Annotated in this window: 14 protein-coding genes; 10 read left to right on the top strand and 4 right to left on the bottom strand. The window is 47.2% G+C overall.

Going from position 1 to position 20,123, the window contains the following annotated elements; all coding sequences use genetic code 11:
* Nucleotides 1–131 precede the first annotated feature (131 nt).
* The 5 genes from OOK74_RS06890 to OOK74_RS06870 all read left to right on the top strand — a co-directional run bounded on the left by OOK74_RS06890 (nt 132) and on the right by OOK74_RS06870 (nt 7,560).
* Entirely contained in the window at nt 132–845 is a 714-nt protein-coding gene (locus tag OOK74_RS06890; protein ID WP_274721404.1) for a sugar ABC transporter permease, read from the top strand.
* 4 nt (nt 846–849) lie between these two features.
* Nucleotides 850–2,076 carry a glycoside hydrolase family 53 protein gene (locus OOK74_RS06885; RefSeq protein WP_278182471.1) on the top strand — a complete coding sequence of 409 codons (1,227 nt, stop codon included), beginning with the start codon at nt 850–852 and terminating at the stop codon, nt 2,074–2,076.
* A gap of 24 nt (nt 2,077–2,100) precedes the next feature.
* On the top strand, nt 2,101–4,164 hold the full coding sequence (locus tag OOK74_RS06880; RefSeq protein ID WP_278182470.1) for a beta-galactosidase: 2,064 nt from the start codon (nt 2,101–2,103) through the stop codon (nt 4,162–4,164).
* A 258-nt stretch (nt 4,165–4,422) separates the two neighbouring features.
* Nucleotides 4,423–5,664, top strand: a complete 1,242-nt coding sequence (locus OOK74_RS06875) for a maltoporin (protein ID WP_278182469.1) — start codon at nt 4,423–4,425, stop codon at nt 5,662–5,664.
* 198 nt (nt 5,665–5,862) lie between these two features.
* On the top strand, nt 5,863–7,560 hold the full coding sequence (locus tag OOK74_RS06870; RefSeq protein ID WP_278182468.1) for a methyl-accepting chemotaxis protein: 1,698 nt from the start codon (nt 5,863–5,865) through the stop codon (nt 7,558–7,560).
* 126 nt (nt 7,561–7,686) lie between these two features.
* On the opposite strand, the gene OOK74_RS06865 is transcribed toward OOK74_RS06870, so the two are convergent.
* The 4 genes from OOK74_RS06865 to OOK74_RS06850 form a co-directional block, all read right to left on the bottom strand.
* Nucleotides 7,687–8,706, bottom strand: a complete 1,020-nt coding sequence (locus OOK74_RS06865) for a GlxA family transcriptional regulator (protein ID WP_274721409.1) — start codon at nt 8,704–8,706, stop codon at nt 7,687–7,689.
* Between the two features lie 61 nt (nt 8,707–8,767).
* Complete coding sequence (locus tag OOK74_RS06860) at nt 8,768–9,622, bottom strand: MBL fold metallo-hydrolase (protein WP_274721410.1); 855 nt, start codon at nt 9,620–9,622, stop codon at nt 8,768–8,770.
* Nucleotides 9,623–9,811: 189 nt separating this feature from the next.
* The gene (locus OOK74_RS06855) at nt 9,812–10,732 is read right to left on the bottom strand and encodes a response regulator transcription factor (RefSeq protein ID WP_277205960.1); all 921 of its coding nucleotides are present in this window, start codon (nt 10,730–10,732) and stop codon (nt 9,812–9,814) included.
* Nucleotides 10,729–14,073 carry a hybrid sensor histidine kinase/response regulator gene (locus tag OOK74_RS06850; RefSeq protein ID WP_278182467.1) on the bottom strand — a complete coding sequence of 1,115 codons (3,345 nt, stop codon included), beginning with the start codon at nt 14,071–14,073 and terminating at the stop codon, nt 10,729–10,731. The genes OOK74_RS06855 and OOK74_RS06850 overlap by 4 nt, the downstream gene beginning before the upstream one ends.
* Nucleotides 14,074–14,384: 311 nt before the next feature.
* Here OOK74_RS06850 and urtA point away from each other — a divergent pair, with 311 nt between their 5' ends.
* The 5 genes from urtA to urtE all read left to right on the top strand — a co-directional run bounded on the left by urtA (nt 14,385) and on the right by urtE (nt 20,120).
* The gene (gene urtA / locus OOK74_RS06845) at nt 14,385–15,689 is read left to right on the top strand and encodes an urea ABC transporter substrate-binding protein (protein ID WP_274721413.1); all 1,305 of its coding nucleotides are present in this window, start codon (nt 14,385–14,387) and stop codon (nt 15,687–15,689) included.
* A gap of 249 nt (nt 15,690–15,938) precedes the next feature.
* Nucleotides 15,939–17,507 carry an urea ABC transporter permease subunit UrtB gene (gene urtB / locus OOK74_RS06840; protein ID WP_274721414.1) on the top strand — a complete coding sequence of 523 codons (1,569 nt, stop codon included), beginning with the start codon at nt 15,939–15,941 and terminating at the stop codon, nt 17,505–17,507.
* Nucleotides 17,508–17,509: 2 nt separating this feature from the next.
* Nucleotides 17,510–18,595 (top strand): urea ABC transporter permease subunit UrtC, encoded by a 1,086-nt coding sequence (gene urtC / locus OOK74_RS06835; protein WP_274721415.1) that lies wholly within the window; start codon nt 17,510–17,512, stop codon nt 18,593–18,595.
* Nucleotides 18,592–19,431, top strand: a complete 840-nt coding sequence (urtD, locus tag OOK74_RS06830; RefSeq protein WP_274721416.1) for an urea ABC transporter ATP-binding protein UrtD — start codon at nt 18,592–18,594, stop codon at nt 19,429–19,431. Before urtC ends, urtD begins: the two co-directional genes overlap by 4 nt.
* Nucleotides 19,425–20,120: an urea ABC transporter ATP-binding subunit UrtE gene (gene urtE, locus OOK74_RS06825; RefSeq protein WP_277205954.1), complete on the top strand. Its 696-nt coding sequence runs from the start codon at nt 19,425–19,427 to the stop codon at nt 20,118–20,120. Before urtD ends, urtE begins: the two co-directional genes overlap by 7 nt.
* Nucleotides 20,121–20,123 lie beyond the last annotated feature (3 nt).

Here is a 20,123-nt window from a genome sequence, read left to right as displayed (position 1 = left end):
AAATGAGTATTAAAAGAAGTAATGCTATCAGGCTAACGCTTAGTTATATACTAATTGCTATTGTTAGTATCATTATTATCTATCCATTGTTATGGACGGTCGGTGCCTCATTCTATCCTGGTAATAGTATTATGGGTGATTCGATTTTTCCGGATAATCCAACTTGGAGTCATTATTTAACTTTGTTTGAAAACAATAAAGTTTCTTACTTAACTTGGTATTGGAATAGTTTGAAAATTAGTGTGATGACCATGGTGTTAACACTGATTAGTGTCTGTTGTACTGGTTATGCTTTCTCTCGTTTTCGTTTTAAGGGACGTAATAATAGCTTGATCCTATTTCTATTATTACAGATGGTGCCGCAGTTCTCAGCTTTGATCGCGATTTTTGTATTAGCGCAAATGCTCGGCTTGATTAATAGCCATATTGCACTGGTCTTGGTATATGTCGGAGGAATGATCCCGATGAATACCTATTTAATGAAAGGTTATTTAGATGCGATCCCTAAAGATCTCGATGAATCAGCCCGCATGGATGGTGCCGGTAATTTCCGAATTTTTATTGAAATCATCATGCCTATTTCAAAACCGATTATCGCAGTAGTTGCTCTGTTTTCATTCACCGGCCCATTGGGCGACTTTATTCTGGCTACCACGATTTTACGTACGCCAGAAAATTACACACTGCCGATTGGTTTATATAACTTGGTTGTCGAGAAAATGGGCGCGAGTTACACCACCTACGCGGCTGGTGCAGTATTAATCTCTATTCCAGTAGCAATACTTTATCTATCACTACAAAAGTATTTTGTTTCTGGTTTAACCGCAGGTAGTACAAAAGGATAAAAAAATGAATGTAACCTACAAAATGACATTAGCTGCCGTCCTGAGTAGTTCACTATTAATCGCTGGATGCCAGTCTGGGAAAGTAGAATCAGACACCAATAGTTCATCCTCGGTGATTATTCCGGCTCAGGTTGCCAATAATTTTATTAAAGGCATGGATGTGTCGATGATCCCTGAAGTCGAAGCATTAGGTGGAAAATATTATCAAGATCATCAGCAGCAAGATCCGATTGCAATCATGCAAGCACATGGCATTAACTATTTGAGAATGCGTGTGTGGGTGAATCCACAAAGTGAATCAGGCGTTGCCTATGGTGGTGGTAATTCCACATTGCAACGAGCCATTGCCATGGGTAAGCGTGCCCATGAGCACGGCATGAAATATTTGCTCGATATTCATTACAGTGATTTCTGGACCGATCCCGGTAAACAGGTCAAACCGAAAGGGTGGGAAACACTCAACTTTGATCAGTTGGTTGCTGAAGTAGGTAGCTACACCGCCGAGGTGATGCAAGCGCACCGTGATGCGGGAGTGATGCCTGAGATGGTGCAAGTGGGCAATGAACTCAATAGTGGCATGCTGTGGCCGGAAGGTAAAAGTTGGGGTGGCGATGGCCGTGAGTTTGATCGCTTAGCTGAGCTTCTAAAAGCTGGCATTAAAGCGGTGAAAGGGGCATATAAAGAAGATGAACAGGTGGAAATCATGCTGCATCTCGCCAAAGCTGGAGACAATGGTGCATTCCGTTGGTGGTTTGATGAAATCACTCAGCGTAACGTCGAGTTCGACATTATTGGTATGTCTTATTACCCATTCTGGCACGGTCCAATGCAGCAGGTAAAAGAGAACATTGCTGATGTGATTGCCCGTTATGGCAAACCGGTGGTGATTGCTGAAACCTCTTACGCTTATACCACTGCCAATGGCGATAGTTTAGAAAATGCTTATACCGGTGCTGAGCCAGCAGAAGGCTATCCGGTGAGTGTGGTTGGCCAAGCTCAGTTTTTGAAAGATATGATGGAATTAGTTAATGCCGCACCAGAGGGTAAAGGCATTGGCATTTTCTATTGGGAACCAGCGTGGTTACCGGTAGAGCATGCTACTTGGGCTACTCAAGCCGGTATGGAATACACCAATGACATTTGGCAAGAAGGGAACTCTTGGGATAACCAAGCTCTGTTTGATTTTGAAGGCAATGTGCTTCCTTCAATGAATGTGTTCAAAAAACAGTAAAGCATGACGTTAGGAGTTGTCGTTATGGGAAATTTTGCACCTATTTTGCCTAAAGTTGGCCAACTACTGCATGGGGCGGATTATAACCCTGAGCAGTGGTTGGATCGTCCTGATATTCTGGAAAAAGATATCGAATTGATGCGCCAGACCCAGTGTAATGTGATGTCGGTTGGGATCTTTAGCTGGGCGAGCTTAGAGCCACAAGAAGGCGTGTTTGATTTTGCTTGGCTTGATGATGTACTCGATCGTTTAGCGCGTAATCACATTCATGTGTTGCTGGCTACCCCAAGTGGCGCACGTCCTGCCTGGTTATCGCAGCGCTATCCTAGCGTGCTGCGAGTTAATGCTGCGCGAGTCAAACAATTGCATGGCGGGCGTCATAATCACTGCTATACCTCGCCGCAATATCGCGAAAAAGTACGAATTATCAATACCCAATTAGCCGAGCGTTATTCCAACCACCCGGCGGTGATTGGTTGGCATATCTCCAATGAATATGGTGGCGATTGCCACTGTGCCGATTGCCAGAACGCTTTTCGTGAATGGTTGCAACAGCGCTACACCAGCTTAGATGAGCTGAATCAGAAATGGTGGAGTAAGTTTTGGAGCCACACCTATCAAAATTGGGATCAGTTAGAGTCGCCATCACCGATTGGGGAAAGTGCGGTTCACGGGCAAAATTTAGACTGGAAACGTTTTGTCACCGAGCAAGTGACCGATTTCTGCTTACAAGAAATTAAGCCCCTTAAGGCGGTGAATCCACACTTACCGGTCACGGCAAATCTGATGGAATACTTTTACGACTACGACTATTGGAAGTTGAGTAAAGTGATTGATATTGCATCCTGGGATAGCTATCCGCTATGGCACAAAGGAGCCGATGATTTAGCTTTGGCATGTTATACCGCGATGTATCACGACTTGATGAGAACCTTGAAACAGCAACCGTTCTTATTGATGGAATCCACCCCAAGCCAAACGAACTGGCAGCCGATCACCAAGTTGAAAAAGCCGGGTATGCATCTGCTCTCCTCAATTCAGGCGGTGGCGCACGGTTCGGATTCGGTACAATATTTTCAGTGGCGTAAAAGCCGTGGCTCATCGGAAAAATTCCACGGCGCTGTGGTTGACCATGTTGGTCATGTGGATACGCGCGTTGGCAAAGAGGTGACCCAAGTTGGCGCATGGCTTGCACAGCACTCGTCATTAGCCGGCAGTCGCACTGCAGCACAAGTGGCGATTATCTTTGATTGGGAAAGTCGCTGGGCGATGGATGATGCGCAAGGCCCTCGTAACCAAGGGCTCAATTATGAGCATACCGTGAACCAACATTACCGTGGTTTTTGGGAGCAGGGTATTAACTGTGACATTATCGAACAGTTGAGCGATTTTTCACCTTATAAAGTGATTGTCGCTCCCATGCTGTATTTGATTAAACCCGGTGTCGCGGAGCGCTTGGAGCAGTTTGTGCAACAAGGTGGAGTGTTAGTGGCTACTTATTGGAGCGGGATTGTTGATCAGCACGATCTGTGTTTCTTGGGCGGTTTCCCAGGTGGTGAAAATAGCCCGCTGCGGCGAACGCTTGGGATCTGGGCAGAAGAGATCGATTCTTTATACGATGAAGAGCGAGTCGCTGTGGTCGCGGATGACTCGACAGCGTTTGGTTTGCACGGCACTTATCAAGCTCATCACCTATGTGAGCGGATCCACTTGGAAACGGCTCAGGCACTAGCCAGTTACGGCAGTGACTTTTTTGCTGCTACGCCGGCGGTGACTCAGCATCAGTATGGTTCGGGTTCTGCGTACTATATTGCCTCCAGAAATGATCTACGTTTCCACCAGGATTTCTACCGAGCTATTGCTCAGCGTCACCAAATCACTCCTTGCTTGAATGTGGATTTACCATCCGGAGTCTCGGTCACTGAGCGGTATAATCAGCAAGGTCGATATCTGTTTGTGATGAATTTCAATCCGTATCCGGTTGAGGTGGATTTACATGGTGAAGTATTGATAAATATGGCATCAGGTAGCAAAGTGGATGACGTATTATCGCTAGCTGCGTATGGTGTTTGTGTATTGCAGCGCTAGACATATCGCTTTTATTAACATCTGGCCGACTCAGCAATGAGTCGGCTTTTTTATTGGCTGAGCATGGGCTTATACCGTGATGATTTTGTGATCAATTTAGCAGAATCATCATCTTCTTAATTATTGGTGGTAACGTTTACACAAGTGTGAGCTATTTATAATTTCTGAACCATGATCTTCGCTATAGTAACGGCGAAACATAAGGAAGCGCCTGTATTGGGCGACAACAATAAAAACTGAAAAATTAAGGACATATTGATGAAGATGAACTTAAAACCTCTGGTTCCTGCTATTCTCGCTGCTTTATCGACTCTACCTGTCCAGGCGGTGGACTTTACTGGCTATGTACGTTCCGGTCTTGGCATCTCCAATAATGGTGGTGGTGTCAAAGGTGGGGATGAGCTGGCTAAGAGCAAATTAGGTCGTTTAGGTAATGAATTTGATACCTATTCGGAAATCGGCTTAGGGCAAGAGCTGTATCAAGAAGAGGGCAAAAGCTTTTACTTTGAAAGCATGTTTGCCATGTCGGCTGATGGAGAACTGGAATTAGAAGATTCAGATTTTTCTATCAAACAGCTTAATTTGCAGGCCAAAGGCTTTATTCCTGCCGCGCCAGAAGCCACGATTTGGGCGGGTAAGCGGTTTTATCAACGCCACGATCTGCACATTATTGATACCAAATATTGGAATATTTCCGGCTATGGTTTTGGTGTCGAAGGGCTAAATCTTGGCTCAGGTGCATTATCCGCCGCGATTGTCCGCGGAGATAAAGATGGCGCATTAAATGGACCTCACAAAGGAGATCCGCTAAATATTAATTACTTGGATATTCGTTATGCTGGTTTTTCCCCATGGCAAGGCGCTTGGACTGAAATTGGTATTGATTACGCGTTAGCTAACCCTACTGATAAACAAAAGGAAAACGGCAGTAATGTTGATAATGGTCTGATGCTAACTGCCATGTTGAGTCAAAGCTTTGCTCAAGGTTACAACAAAACCGTATTGCAATACGCTGACAGTGGTCTAGCGCAGAATATGATCTCGCAAGGTGGCGGCTGGTTTGATCTTTGGAGTGGTGATGTCAACAGTGCCAAAGGTTATCGCATCATCAATACCGGTGATTTTACACTCAGTGAAAAAATCTCCTTTAACCATGTGCTGACTTATGGTTATGCCGAAAAACATGGCGATTGGCTGAAAGATGAAGAACTCTTTTCAGCAGTGATTCGTCCGCAGTATGCCTGGTCTAAGCATAATAAAACCGTGCTTGAGCTTGGCTACTATACGCAAACCAAAACGTGGGACTCTGGCCATGAAGATAAATCGGGCGGGCAAAAATTCACTGTAGCACAAGTGTTGAGTGCTGGTGAGTACCTGTTTGTGCGTCCAGAGATGCGTCTGTATGCCAGTTATCTAAAAGATAATGAAGAAAAGTCATTTAATGATGGTCGTGATCAAGACGATATTAAATTTGGCGTACAAATAGAAGCTTGGTGGTAAAACGAAATTTTGGGCAGCATATTTGCTGCCCTTTTAAAATTTCACGTAATTAAATGATCGTTATTTATAATTATCACCCTGTCATCTATTTAATGTCATTATTCAATTAGCTTACATTTTTCTCATCATTGCCACAATTCAGCTGCCCACAGGTTATATATGAATCTATTTGCATTCAAAAATAAAATATTAATATTGATGATGACAACAATCGTAGCCACTATCGCGGTGTCTTTTATTAGTGTTAAAAGTGTGATTAATGATTATATTTATCAATCATCAATGCAAGATATCGCGAAAGATGTGTCATTAATTGAAGATAACATTAATGAATATCTACAGGGCAAATTGAATTTGGTGGATAGTATTGAATTTGGAATTATGCACATCAAATCGACCAAAGATAAACTGGATTTTGCTCGTGTGGTTAAAGTTATGAATAGAATGGCGCTGAGTGATGAAGGCAGTATGGCTGATGAACAGGCGCAGCAATACATTCAATTCGCTCATGCACATCCAGAAGGGTTGCAGGTCGGAGAGGTGGTACAGCAGGCCGAGCAATTAAGCTTAACCTTGTCGCGTAAGAAAAAGAATATCGTCGATTTTTTTGTATTGGATCTGCATGCGCTCGGATCTTTAATTGAAAAATTTTCCCGCGAGGGAACCTATTTTGAATTGATCGCAGAAAATGGCGTGATGATTTATAGTAATAAACCCGCCGTGGCAAATTTGCAGCAATCCCATCGTAACCTAAGCATCGGCAATCGGGGTTGGCAACTCATCAGTTATATTGATCAACAATTTATTGCTGAGCAAACGACACGGATTAATACAAAAATAAATATTTATTTAATGAGTTGCGCTCTAGTTATGTTGCTATTAAGTAGTCTAGTACTGCAATTATTATTGCGTCCAGTTGAACGGCTGAGAAATTTAGTCCAAGGCTTAACAGCTGGAGAGGCGGATTTAACGCAACGTTTAACGGTGCATAGCCGAGATGAGTTAGGGCAAATATCGCAAGCGATCAATCATTTTATGGGACAAATTCAAGAGATATTTGTCCAAATTAAACGCACTAACTTGCAGATCGCACCGTTTATCGTGCAATTAAATGATCAAGCAAAAAATAATATGTTGTCTGCTGAGCAACACAGTGATCAAACGCAGGATATTGTTAAAGCCATGCACAGTGTTACTTTACTGTCTAATCAGGCGCAGCACAGCAGTGTGCAAGCGGCGGAGTTTGTGCAGAGCGTTAAACAGCAGATGAATCAATCCGCGCAGGCTGGGCGCACCGCATCCGGTAGTATGGATACTCTTGTTCAAGATGTACAAGCCATGGCCGATCAAGTGCAGCAAATTACTCGAGATTCGCAAGCGATTAGTGATATTTTGCACACCATTAAACAAATTGCCGATCAAACTAACTTATTGGCGTTAAATGCCGCGATTGAAGCGGCGCGGGCCGGGGAAAGCGGCCGCGGTTTTGCGGTCGTAGCGGAAGAGGTCAGAACCCTTGCTGCCCGCACCGGCTCTTGTACTACTCAAATCGATGATCTGTTAACCCAATTTACCCAGACTACTCGCACGATCCATCAAAAAATGGCATCGACCCAGCACAACTGTCATAGCTCAGAAGCGAGTTCGGCGACCGTGGTCGCACTGCTCGATGAGATGACCTTAGCCATCGACCATATCCTTAACCACAATTTGAGCGTTTCAGATCTGGTCACTCAACAAACGCAAGTGATCAGTTCCGTCAATGACACCATGACCGAGCTGAATCAGATCGTCGCCAATATGAGCCAAAATGAAAAAATGGCTTATCAAGCCTGCGGTCAATTAACCGATATGTCCGCCGAACTGAGTCAGTATTTGCAATGCTTTAGAACTTAAGCTTCTTTATGCTGTTGGCTGAGCGAGTCTGGCGATATATCCCTTAGTCACTGCTGGAATTGTAGGTCGCTAACGATCGCTAACACTGCTGCACTTCGAGTGGGAGAATTTCTTTCACTCGAGGAGTTAGTAAGAGGTAGGTAAACGGTGGAGCTTGCTACTTGTCTTTAGCTCTTCACTCGATTGATTAAATGATTTTCGCCACTGATTGGGAGTTACGTCATAGCGCTGTTTAAATTTTTCGCGCAGTAGCATGGCTGAGCTGAAGCCGGTTTTGGCGACAATTTGTTCTAATGATAAGTCGGTCGATTCCAGCAGATCTTGTGCTAAATTGAGCCGCTCGCTTGCCAGCCACTCGCCAAACGCCATGCCGGTAGCCTTATGAAATTTGCGCGTGAAGGTACGGCGAGTCATCGCGATCGAATTAGCTAATTCATCTAAGTTGTATTTTTGATCAAGCTGAGAGTGGATAGTCTCCATTAATTGGTTGATTCGTGAATCTGAAGTGGTTACCGGAATCGGCTGATCAATAAACTGCGCTTGCCCCCCTGCTCGATACGGAGCCACTACCATTCGTCTGGCGAGGCGGTTGGCGATGGTGCTGCTGTAATATTTACGGAAAATGTATAAGCAGCAATCAATACTTGCCGCAGTTCCTGCTGAAGTGATTACGCCTTCATCTTCTACATACAGTGCATTGGTATCAAGTCTGGTATCCGCAAAACGTTGGGTAAAATCTTGTTCCAATTCCCAATGCGTCGCCGCACGCTTACCCGCTAATAGTCCAGCATAAGCCAGTACATATCCGCCAAGGCACAAGCCCGCCACTAATGCTCCGCGAGCATGTGCACGGCGTAAGGCAGTTAGCAGTGCTGGATTGGGCTGCTCATCAACGGCTCGCCAATATGGAATAATGATGATGTCGCTGTGCTCAAGAGCGGCTAATGTGGCTTGAGTATGGATCTCAATACCAAGATTGCATTGAAGTGGCCCTTCTTCACCAGCAACCAACTGCAGATTAAATAGGGTTTGGTTCAATGTTTCTGGGCCAAAGACTAAGCTTGGAACCGAAATATGAAAGGGACTAAAGTGATTAAATACCACCACGCTGACCTGCGGGGGCGCGTGCTCGGTGATAAAAGACATAATAATGAAATCCAAAAAAACAGGGCAATAATGAATATAGCCCTGTAGTTAATTTGTGGGGTTAGAACTTAATAATATCACCTTGCTGAGGAACAAGAACGCGATCACTTAGTTTGTTTTCAGTGACATAAGCACGCATATCATCACTGGTCACTGTCATGTGATTTACAGCATCCATATGCACTGTGATAATTTTTGCCTCTGGCAGCATAGAGTAAGCTCGGCGGACATCTTGCTTGCTCATAATGATGCCATCATCTGGGAACGCGAGCGTGCGCGCATCACCAGTATTGACAATTAGCACCTGAGGCTGATGTTTGAGGATCGCTTTATTAACATCGGCGGTCCATACTGTATCTCCTACCAAATAAGTTGTCGGATGGCCTTCGGCTTTAAAAACCACGCCCATGGCTTCCCCTAACATTTCTCCTAGTGGTGTGGCGTACATTTCCGCAGTGCCATGTGCACCGTGCGTTTTCACCAATGTCACATTATCTACTTGCAGAGTATCTTTCAGTATTTGTACGTTGTTAAACCCTTGAGCGCGGATCAACTGGGCATCTTGCTCATGCTGCGTAATGATCAGCATTGTTTTTGGTAACTTATCTTGGGCGGCGGTATCCCAGTGATCAAGGTGGGTATGGGTTACAATCACACCATCGACATCATGATAAATTTTCTCAACAGTCAGAGGCAGTTCTGTTAATGGATTGCGTAATTGACTATTGTGTGTGCCTTCAAACCCAGGATATGCCCCTTTATTGGCTAGCATAGGGTCAATTAAAAAAGTTTTATTGGCAATGCGCAGCTTACCTGTGGCACTACGTAGATGTTGGTAGCTGTCAGCAGCAAATGTTGACATGCTGAAAGTGGCACAAGTTAAAACGACACAACTGAGTAAGGTGGTTAATTTCATAGTATTGCTCCTAATAGGCACAGGATGAGTTCAGTGGTGCTTATTTTAAGTGATTGACCAGCCGCTAAAAGTGGCTTAAAGGACACATAACGCTGTGATCGGGACAAAAAACGGGAGCATGTGTCACAGCGGATACTTGAGAGTGTTGTGCAGCTAATCGTAAGTAGAAGTTAATTTATTAACTCATTGTTACGCTTTCTCTAACACGCGTACTGACATGCTGGCGGCCGAGGTGCGGTTATCGACCGCGAGCTTTTTATAGATCTGTTCGAGATGCTTATTAACGGTGCGTGGACTCATCGCAAGTATTTGGGCAATTTCCCAGTTGGTTTTGCCAAAACAGATCCAATACAGCACTTCGGATTCACGTTTGGTCAGATTAAACTCCACGCGTAAATCTTCTGCCGTCCCGGCTTGTTTCGGCAACTGGATCCGGATCAATTGATGGCTGTGGTCATAATTTCCGGCCAAGCTTGCAGCAAGCGGCGAGTCAAATTGAGTCAGTATTAGCGGTGTTGTGCTGTCACTCTGGTTAAGCCACTGCGCAATGTCGGTTTGTAGGCATGCCCAAGTTTCGGTGAGATGGTAGGCACTGTCAGCGCAGTGATTGCTCTCACACAACAGTTTTTGCGCCTGTGGGGTGGCCCACGCTAAGTCGCCATGCGAAGATACGCAGCACAGAAATTGGCCGGCATAATCGAGCGCCGCTTGTGCCGATTTTGCCACTTGCGCGTTGTGGCTATGTACCCGAATGCGCGCGAGTACCTCCGCTGGCACCACAGGTTTGGTGATGTAGTCGACCCCACCAGCCTCAAAGCCTTTAATCACATGTTGGGAGTCATTGAGGCCAGTCATAAAAATGATCGGTGTGGCGGGCAGTTTTTCCTTTAATCGCAAGCAAGTCTCAAAACCATCTAATTTTGGCATCACCGCATCTAACAAAATAATATCGGGCTGAATTTTTTCGATAATCGACAGCGCTTGATAGCCATCGAGTGCGACCAGTACGCTAAGACCAGCTTGATTCAGGCTAGCATTGAGCATGCCTAATGATTCTGGTGAGTCATCGACCACTAAGGCGATGATGTTTTTTGCTAAGAAACCGTTCATGAATCGATTAATCCATTAATCTGTTCGACGATGTGAGCAAAACGGCACTGGCGTGCTTGCTCTCGCATTGTGGTGATAAATTGGCTGCCTTGATGACCATTACGCTCTAAGTGGTCAAGTCGCTCACTGAACGCCGACATAAAGCCAATCTCTGCGTAGCTTTTCAGTTGATGAAGCTCCGCTTGATCGGGATAGCGGACATCGGGCTGCGCTGCAGAGCTTGCGCTTGGCGGTTGATAAATCCAATCAATCTGCAGCAACTGGCTCAGTTTGCCAAGCAGTAACGGTAACGCTACCGGTTTGGTCAGATAACCATTGTGATAGCGGCAGAGCTGATGATTAGTTTCCAACTCTTGAATATTGGCCGAGAGCATTAAGATCGGCTGCTGATAATGCTGCTGTCTTAACTTTATTGCTAACTGCCAGCCATTCATTCTGGGCATAAAAATATCTAACATAAATAGGTCGATGGCCTGCTTGGCCGCAACGGCTAATGCCGCTTCGGCTGAGTCGGCTTGCAGAATAGTAAACCCAAGTGGGCTTAAAATATGGCTGATTAAGGTACGCTGATCCGCGAGGTCATCGACCACCAACAGTGTTTTTCGCGCGCCCTGATAACCGATGACATCACTATGGATTAACTCGGCGGGTTCGATGTGGTCATACACTTCAGACAGCATCATTTTCAGGGTGAAGTTGCTGCCTTGGCCGATTTCACTCACGCACTCAATTTCACCGCCCATTAACTCAGCTAAGGCATTAGAGATGGTCAGCCCTAATCCGGTACCACTCACATGCTTGGTTTGCTCGGATTGAATGCGCTCAAAAGGACGGAAAATCAGCAACTGATCTTGGGCGCTAATGCCAATGCCGGTATCTTTGACGCTAAAACGTGCCACCTGATTGCGGTAGGTGACGGAAAAATCGATTGATCCTTCAGCGGTGTATTTCACCGCATTGGTCAGCATATTGATCAAAATTTGTCTTAGCCGCTGTTGATCGCCACTGATAAAGACTGGCAGATGGCTGGCCGCATAGAATTGAAAACGGAGTTTTTTGTGCTCGGCTTGCAAACGAAACATGTCGACCAACTGTTGTAACAAGACGTGAAGATTAAAGGTCTCCCGCTGCAGCTCTAAGCGGCCGGCTTCAATTTTAGAAATCTCCAGCAAGCTTTCCAGTAAATCGCCAAGATGCTTGCCATTTCTCTCTAGTGTTGCAGCATATTGACGCTTTTGTGGGCTGAGTTCTGGATCGTGGCTGAGTAACTGGGCATAGCCCAATAGTACGTTCAATGGTGTTCTTAATTCATGGCTGAGTCCGGCGAGATAGCGACTTTTCGCATCATTGGCATGTTCGGCCTTTTTCTTGGCGCGTACCAACTGTTGTGAGGTTTGCTGATGCGCGCTGATCTCATCCGATAGCAATTCGCTATGGGTTTGCAGCTCTTGCATCGCAAGGTGGCGGTTGCTTTTGGCTAGCACCAACAGCCAGCTGATGATGCCGGTCGGGATCAGCAGTAAAGCGAACGCTTTATATAAACTGAGCGAGAGCGAATTCATTTTGGTTGGATCTAAGCTCGGTACTTGACTGTAGGCTAGCGCTAAAATAATGCCAATCGCTAGGCTCATGATGGTCATCACGATGATAAATTGGCTTAGCGAAGAAGAGAGCTGATTGACCCAAGTTATCGGCAAGTAAGGTTTTAACGCCTGTTTAACCTGCGCGCCGAGTGTGGCTTGCGGGCGGCATTGATCATGACAACGGACATCAAGCGAGCAGCAAAGTGAACAGATATCGCCTTGATAGGCGGGACAGTGTGCCATATCTTCCGTTTCAAAGGGGTGCTCACAGACTACGCAGCGCTGTTCGGCGTTGGACTTGGCTGGCGTATGGTCGGCGACTAAGTAATATTGGCTACGCGTGGCAAGGGCAATCAGTGGCGCGGTGAGTAGCGGGATCGCAAAAGCAAGGTATGAAGCCAATGCTTTGAGCATTTCGTTATAAAGCCCAAAATGTGCTGATAAACCAAATAGAGAGGCAATTAACATTGAGCCGAGGCCGACAGGGTTGAGGTCATACAGTTTGGATCGTTTAAATTCAATATGCGCTGGGCTAAGTCCCAACGGTTTGTTAATCACTAAATCAGCGACTAGGCAGCCTACCCAAGACAATACCAGCACCGAATAGATTTGCAGGGTTTGTTCAATCAAGCGATACACCCCAAGTTGCATCAGCAGTAGCGCAATCAGAACATTAAACAGCATCCACACTACGCGTCCGGGGTGGTGGTGAGTCAGGCGTGAGAAGAAATTCGACCAAGCCAGTGAACCAGCGTAGGCATTCGCAAGGTTAATTTTTAGTTGGGAAATGATCACGAACACTCCTGCGCCAATCAGGGCTAATTGAGTGTTGTCGGTCATATAGCCAAACACATTCACGTACATATGCGCGGGATCTTTGGCGAGATCGGGCGCGATACCTTGTTGGATCGCCAGCCAAGCCAACAAACTGCCGAGGGCTATTTTTAATGCACCGAATAGCATCCAGCCGGGCCCCCCGATCAGCATTGCAGCCCACCAGCGAGAGGATGTCGCTGCGGTTTTTTCTGGTAAAAACCTCAGAAAATCAACCTGTTCGCCAATTTGTGCCACCACGGCCAGTAACACCGCTGAGGCAGCCCCAAACAGTAACCAGTCAAATTGAGCAGCATGTTGATCTAAGCCGCCGTAAGCGAGCCACTGGTCAATCTGAGTATTGGGGTGGCTGAAGACAAACCATAGTGGCGCCAGTTGCAGTAACAGCCACAGCGGTTGTGACCACATTTGCAAGCGGCCGATATTGGCAATGCCTAAAGTTACTAGCGGGATTACGATCACGGCGCTGATCAGGTAGCCGCACCACAGTGGGATCGCCAACAGCAGTTCGAGAGCCATAGCCATAATTGCCGCTTCGAGTGCGAAAAAAATGAACGTAAAAGAGGCATAAATCAGTGAGACGATAGTCGAACCAATATAACCAAAACCCGCCCCGCGGCTGAGCAGATCAATATCCACCCCATATTTGGCCGCGTAATAACAGATCGGAGCGCCGCTGAAGATCACCACCAGCGAGACCCCAGCAATTGCCCATAGTGAGTTAGTGACACCGTAATTAAGGGTGATGGTTGCGCCGAGCGCTTCTAATACCAGAAACGAGACAATGCCTAAGGCGGTGTTAGCGACCCAGCCAAGCGACCATTTTCTTGCGCGCTTGGCGGTAAAACGCAGGGCAAAATCTTCCAGTAACTCATTACCCACCAGGGTGTTATAACGCCGGCGCGTTATAGGAACTTTCGGCATAGCCTTTCTCTTCATCCTTTATGCAGCGCTCTGCATTCCTTGCAGAGCTCGCTATGTTACCACAAGCATTGGACGCCGCGAGCAATGATGGCCGGGGCGATCGCATGCGGTTTAACACGCCCGCGCGAGTATAGCGCGAATTTTTTGCATCGAATATGCGTTGTTTGACGTAGGACGGATGCGCAATGTGCGCATATCGTTGCCGGGCTATTTCTCTGATACTTGGGGCGAACTTGCTTTTGATACCCGCGAGGCTCGCGGCGATTGGAGGTGTAAGTTCGGACCATTTATTCGTCAAGGGAAGGTGAAAAATGATACGGAAATTCCTCGCTAGTGCGGTATTGACCGCGCCACTAATCAGTACCTCATTACTCAGTAGTGCACTGTTCAGTACGTCGGCACTCGCCGCTGATACCATTAAAGTCGGAGTGTTGCACTCATTGTCCGGCACCATGGCGATCAGTGAAACCACGCTTAAAGATACCATGCTGATGCTGATCGATGAGCAAAACAAAAAAGGCGGTTTACTGGGTAAAAAATTACAGCCAGTGGTGGTGGATCCTGCCTCCAACTGGCCGCTGTTTGCGGAAAAAGCGCGTGAGCTGATTGCCAAAGAGCAAGTCGCCGCAGTCTTTGGTTGTTGGACTTCCGTTTCGCGCAAATCGGTTCTGCCGGTATTTGAAGAGCTGAACAGTATTTTGTTTTACCCGGTGCAATACGAAGGCGAAGAGTCATCGAAAAACGTGTTTTACACCGGAGCTGCACCAAACCAACAAGCGATTCCGGCAGTCAATTACTTAATTGATCAAGGTGTGCAACGCTGGGTGCTGGCTGGTACCGACTATGTTTACCCGCGTACCACCAATAAAATTTTAGAAGCCTATTTACTGGAGCAAGGCGTCGCGCCTTCCGACATCATGATCAACTACACGCCATTTGGTCATTCGGATTGGCAGTCAATCGTCGCCGATATTAAGAAATTTGGCTCAGCCGGTAAAAAGACCGCAGTGGTTTCCACCATTAATGGTGATGCTAACGTCCCATTCTATAAAGAATTGGGTAACCAAGGGATTAGCGCCGAGCACATTCCGGTGATTGCTTTTTCGGTGGGTGAAGAAGAGCTGTCAGGCATTGATACCACTCCTCTGGTGGGTCACTTAGCGGCATGGAACTACTTTGAAAGTGTTGAGGCACCAGCGAACCAAACCTTTATTCAAACTTGGCGTAAATTCATCAAGGATGACAAACGAGTCACCAACGATCCGATGGAAGCCACCTATATCGGTTTCAACATGTGGGTAAAAGCGGTGGAAGCCGCAGGCACTACTGAGGCGAGCGCGGTGCAAAATGCGCTGATCGGCACATCGGTGGCCAACCTTTCTGGTGGTTACTCAACCATGATGCCAAACCATCACATCACCAAACCGGTTCTGATCGGTGAAATTCAAGCCGATGGTCAGTTGCAAACCGTTTGGGAAACCACAGGGTTAGTGGTCGGCGATGAGTGGTCTGACTATCTTCCCGGCTCCAAAGACCTGATCTCAGATTGGCGTGCGCCACTGAGCTGCGGTAACTACAACGTCAAAACCGGTAAATGCTCAGGGCAGAACTACTAGCGGGTTAGAACTACTAGCGGGTTATTAATGGTATCGAGTCATTAATCCTCGTTGCGTGGTTAAGGCAATAAGTGGGGTGCAAGCCCCACTTCTCCGCCGTGACCATCCGCCAACATTGAACCGATAAGGCTTAGAGATAAGCCGAGTGAGAAAGGGTTATTCATGGTGTTCATTTTGCGAATCTATGCTATCGCGCGCATCATCAGGGATGGGGTTCGCTTGGGCGTTCTCGGCATCACTGTTTTATTGATGAGCAGTTTGGCTCAGGCTGAAAACCGCTCTGAATTTGAGCAAGGGCTACAAGCGATCGCGATGCTTAAATTTAATCACATCGAAACGGGGGTCAATCGCCTGCTCCACAGTGGCGATCCACGTGCGGTGGATGTGTTAAGCCAACTGCTCAATGGTGAATTGTATGTTGAGCAATCCAACGCCGATTTGGTCGTGATTAAACTTAAACAAGGCAGTGATTATACCATTCAGCCACTGTTTGGCAGCGACGCGGATGAGCGGCAGGTGATGAGCAGCGCGATTAAAAAAGTCGCGATCAACAACCGTCTGCGCGGTCAGTTAAAAGCGGCGATTGCGCAGTTGAGTATTACTCATCCTGATCCGGCGCGGCGAATTAAGGCGCTCAACCAGTTAATTGGCGCGCTGGATCACGCCAGCTACTCGTTAGTGCAAAGTCACTTGCCACAAGAAACCAACCCCAAAGTCAAAGCGTTAGGCTTGAGTGCGTTAGCCATCTACGATTTGCAGCACAGCAGTGATCCGACACGATTGGCGCAAGCGATGGATACGCTGAAATCCAGTTATCAGCCTGCGGCACGCAATGCTTTGCAGCAGTTTATTGAAGCACATCCTGATAGCGCTTTGAATGATGCGGCACGCGGTGCGCTAAGTCGGATTGAGCAACGAGAAAAAGTGGCGGATTTGGCGCAGACGCTGTTTTTTGGTTTAAGCCTCGGATCAGTTTTGGTATTGGCCGCGATTGGTCTGGCGATCACCTTTGGGGTAATGGGGGTGATCAATATGGCGCATGGTGAACTGATCATGCTCGGTGCCTACACCACTTATGTGGTGCAAACGCTAATGCCGGAGCAGATTGGATTATCCATCATGATTGCTATTCCATTGGCATTTGTGGTTTCCGCCGCAGTCGGAGTACTGATTGAGCGAGGAGTGATGCGGTTTTTATATGGTCGCCCTTTAGAAACGCTACTGGCCACGTTTGGGATCAGTTTGATCTTGCAACAAGCGGTGCGCAGTGTGTTTTCTCCACTAAATCGCTCGGTTGCCACTCCCGAATTTATGCAAGGCGTGTTGGAAATCACTCCGCTGCTTAGTCTGACGTTAAACCGATTATACATCATTGTATTTTGTTTAATGGTGTTTGCCCTGTTGTACCTGATTTTGAACTACACCCGCTTAGGGATTGAGGTGCGGGCAGTCTCACAAAATCGCAGTATGGCTCGTGCCATGGGCGTGCGTTCCGAGTGGGTCGATGCGATGACCTTTGGTTTAGGCTCGGGGATTGCCGGCATTGCTGGGGTGGCGTTAAGCCAGTTAACCAACGTTGGCCCCAACTTAGGTCAAGCTTACATCATTGACTCATTTATGGTGGTGGTGTTTGGCGGGGTTGGCAATTTGTGGGGCACGCTGGTGGCGGGAATGTCGCTTGGGGTTGCCAACAAAATTTTAGAACCTTGGGCGGGCGCGGTATTGGCCAAGATCTTGGTTCTGGTGTTCATCATTCTATTTATTCAGAAAAAGCCCCGAGGACTGTTTCCTCAAAAAGGGCGCTCCGCGGAGGGATAAGCATGGTCTATCAACCTAAGTTATTGGATCGCTCGACCATGACCTTTCTCTTGGTTTTGGCGAGCGCGTTATGTGTGGTTCCCGCATTGAATATGCTGGTCGATTCAAACAGTGTCCTACACATCTCTACTTACACCATCACCTTAATTGGTAAATATTTGACCTACGCCTTACTGGCGGTGGCGGTGGATCTGGTGTGGGGCTATCTCGGCATTTTGAGCTTAGGTCACGCGGCATTTTTTGCTTTGGGTGGTTACGCCATGGGCATGTATTTAATGCGCCAAATTGGTGAGCGTGGCATTTACGGCCACCCAGAACTGCCGGATTTTATGGTGTTTTTAAACTGGCAACAGTTGCCTTGGTTTTGGCACGGATTTGACCAGTTCTGGTTTGCGGCGCTGATGATTGTCACTGTGCCAGGAGTGCTGGCCTTAGTGTTTGGCTGGTTAGCTTTTCGCTCACGAGTGACAGGGGTGTATTTGTCGATCATTACTCAGGCTTTGACTTATGCACTAATGCTGGCCTTTTTTCGCAATGAGATGGGGCTGGGTGGCAATAACGGCTTAACCGATTTTAAAGATCTGCTCGGCTTTGATTTACAAGCCAACGCCACTCGGATCAGCTTATTTGTGCTGTCTGGTCTTGCGCTGGGGCTTGGCTATATTGCGTGCCGTTTTATCGTAGTCAGCCGCTTAGGGCGAGTGGCACTGGCGATCCGAGATGCGGAATCGCGCACGCGGTTTACGGGTTATAAAGTGGAAAATTTCAAACTGGCGATTTTCGGCTTTTCAGCCGTATTGGCCGGTATTGCTGGTGCCTTGTATGTACCCCAAGTGGGCATTATCAACCCCTCAGAATTCTCACCACTCAACTCAATTGAATTGGTGGTGTGGGTTGCGTTAGGTGGACGAGCCACCTTATACGGTGCGGTGGTCGGTGCCTTGGCGGTCAATTATGCCAAAACCTATTTGACCGCAGTATTGCCCGAAGTGTGGTTGTTTAGCTTGGGAAGCCTATTTGTGCTGGTTACGCTGTTTTTACCACAAGGGGTGGTTGGGCTATTCAAAGCCAAGGAGGTACGCGCATGAGCTTAAGAGCATTGAGCCGATCCATCACCGATAGAGAGCGGGTTTATGATTTCTTGGTGCCTAAAGTCAATCCGATGTTGACGGTTGGGCATGGTTGCTTGCTGTATCTGGAAGGATTAACCGTCAGTTTTGATGGCTTTAAAGCGATCAATAATTTGAATTTGTACATCAACGAGGGTGAATTGCGCTGCATTATCGGCCCCAATGGTGCCGGTAAAACCACCATGATGGACATCATTACCGGCAAAACGCGCCCAGATAGCGGTAGCGCATGGTTTGGGCAGAATATTGATTTACTCGAATTGAGCGAGCCACAAATCGCCCAAGCTGGGATTGGCCGTAAATTTCAAAAACCGACCGTATTTGAACAGCAAACGGTATTTCATAACCTTGAGCTGGCAATGGCGGGAGCCAAAACCGTACGAGCCAGTTTGTTTGCCAAGCTCTCGGCTTCAGACATCGATTATATCGATTATGTGCTTAAACAAATTGGCTTAGTGGCTCAGCGCGGCTTGTTGGCAGGGGCATTGTCCCATGGACAAAAGCAGTGGTTAGAAATCGGCATGTTACTGATGCAAAACCCGAAGCTGCTCTTGGTCGATGAACCTGTGGCGGGAATGACCCATCAAGAGATGGACCGTACAGCAGAGCTGCTGACCAGTCTGGCTGGTGAGCGAACGATTATTCTGGTCGAGCATGATATGGATTTTGTGCGTTCCATTGCCTCGCAGGTGACGGTGCTCCATCAAGGTTCAGTATTGGCTGAAGGCAGCATGGATCAAGTACAGAGCAACCCCAAAGTGGTTGAAGTCTATTTGGGAGACGCCGCATGTTAAGCATTAAAGGATTAAATCAGTTCTACGGGCAAAGTCATACCTTATGGGATTTGGATTTAGAAGTGCCAGAGGGGCAATGCACCTGCCTGATGGGGCGCAATGGGGTGGGCAAAACCACCTTGTTGCAATGTGTGATGGGGCTATTGGCAACCCAAAGCGGGCAAATTGAATACCAAGGCCAAGACATTACCCGCTTGAGCGCCGAGCAACGAGCACCGTTGGGTATTGGCTATGTGCCACAAGGTCGGCAAATTTTTCCTTTACTGAGTGTTGAAGAAAATTTGCGGATTGGGCTGCCTGTGCGTGGCGATAAGTGCAAAAACATTCCCGATTTTATCTATGAGCTGTTTCCCGTGTTGCAGCAAATGCTGCACCGCCGCGGCGGGGATTTATCCGGTGGGCAGCAGCAACAATTAGCGATCGGTCGCGCCTTGGTGATTAACCCCAAACTGTTGATCTTAGATGAGCCTACCGAGGGTATTCAGCCCAATGTGGTGGCTGAAATCGGTGACATTATCCGTCGCTTAAATCAAGAGATTGGCTTAACGGTCCTGCTGGTCGAGCAAAAGTTACCCTTTGCTCGAAAGGTGGCGGATCGCTTCTCGCTGCTCGACCGTGGCCGCCAAGTGGCAAGCGGTGAAATGGCCGCACTCAGCCCAGAGCTGGTCAAACAATATCTCACGGTATAGCGC

The sequence above is a fragment of the Vibrio misgurnus genome, from assembly GCF_029635775.1.
Taxonomy (GTDB): domain Bacteria; phylum Pseudomonadota; class Gammaproteobacteria; order Enterobacterales; family Vibrionaceae; genus Vibrio; species Vibrio chanodichtyis.
The sequence above is the reverse complement of the archived record's forward strand: the minus strand, read 5'-3'. Positions and strand labels throughout refer to the sequence as shown.

Coding starts and splice junctions, on each gene's coding strand:
- OOK74_RS06870 (WP_278182468.1), top strand. CDS start 5,863: ATGATGACAACAATCGTAGCCACTATCGCGGTGTCTTTTATTAGTGTT.
- urtD (WP_274721416.1), top strand. CDS start 18,592: ATGAGCTTAAGAGCATTGAGCCGATCCATCACCGATAGAGAGCGGGTT.
- OOK74_RS06880 (WP_278182470.1), top strand. CDS start 2,101: ATGGGAAATTTTGCACCTATTTTGCCTAAAGTTGGCCAACTACTGCAT.
- OOK74_RS06860 (WP_274721410.1), bottom strand. CDS start 9,622: ATGAAATTAACCACCTTACTCAGTTGTGTCGTTTTAACTTGTGCCACT.
- OOK74_RS06885 (WP_278182471.1), top strand. CDS start 850: ATGAATGTAACCTACAAAATGACATTAGCTGCCGTCCTGAGTAGTTCA.
- OOK74_RS06875 (WP_278182469.1), top strand. CDS start 4,423: ATGAAGATGAACTTAAAACCTCTGGTTCCTGCTATTCTCGCTGCTTTA.
- urtB (WP_274721414.1), top strand. CDS start 15,939: ATGAGCAGTTTGGCTCAGGCTGAAAACCGCTCTGAATTTGAGCAAGGG.
- urtA (WP_274721413.1), top strand. CDS start 14,385: ATGATACGGAAATTCCTCGCTAGTGCGGTATTGACCGCGCCACTAATC.
- urtE (WP_277205954.1), top strand. CDS start 19,425: ATGTTAAGCATTAAAGGATTAAATCAGTTCTACGGGCAAAGTCATACC.
- OOK74_RS06865 (WP_274721409.1), bottom strand. CDS start 8,706: ATGTCTTTTATCACCGAGCACGCGCCCCCGCAGGTCAGCGTGGTGGTA.
- OOK74_RS06850 (WP_278182467.1), bottom strand. CDS start 14,073: ATGCCGAAAGTTCCTATAACGCGCCGGCGTTATAACACCCTGGTGGGT.
- OOK74_RS06890 (WP_274721404.1), top strand. CDS start 132: ATGGGTGATTCGATTTTTCCGGATAATCCAACTTGGAGTCATTATTTA.
- urtC (WP_274721415.1), top strand. CDS start 17,510: ATGGTCTATCAACCTAAGTTATTGGATCGCTCGACCATGACCTTTCTC.
- OOK74_RS06855 (WP_277205960.1), bottom strand. CDS start 10,732: ATGAACGGTTTCTTAGCAAAAAACATCATCGCCTTAGTGGTCGATGAC.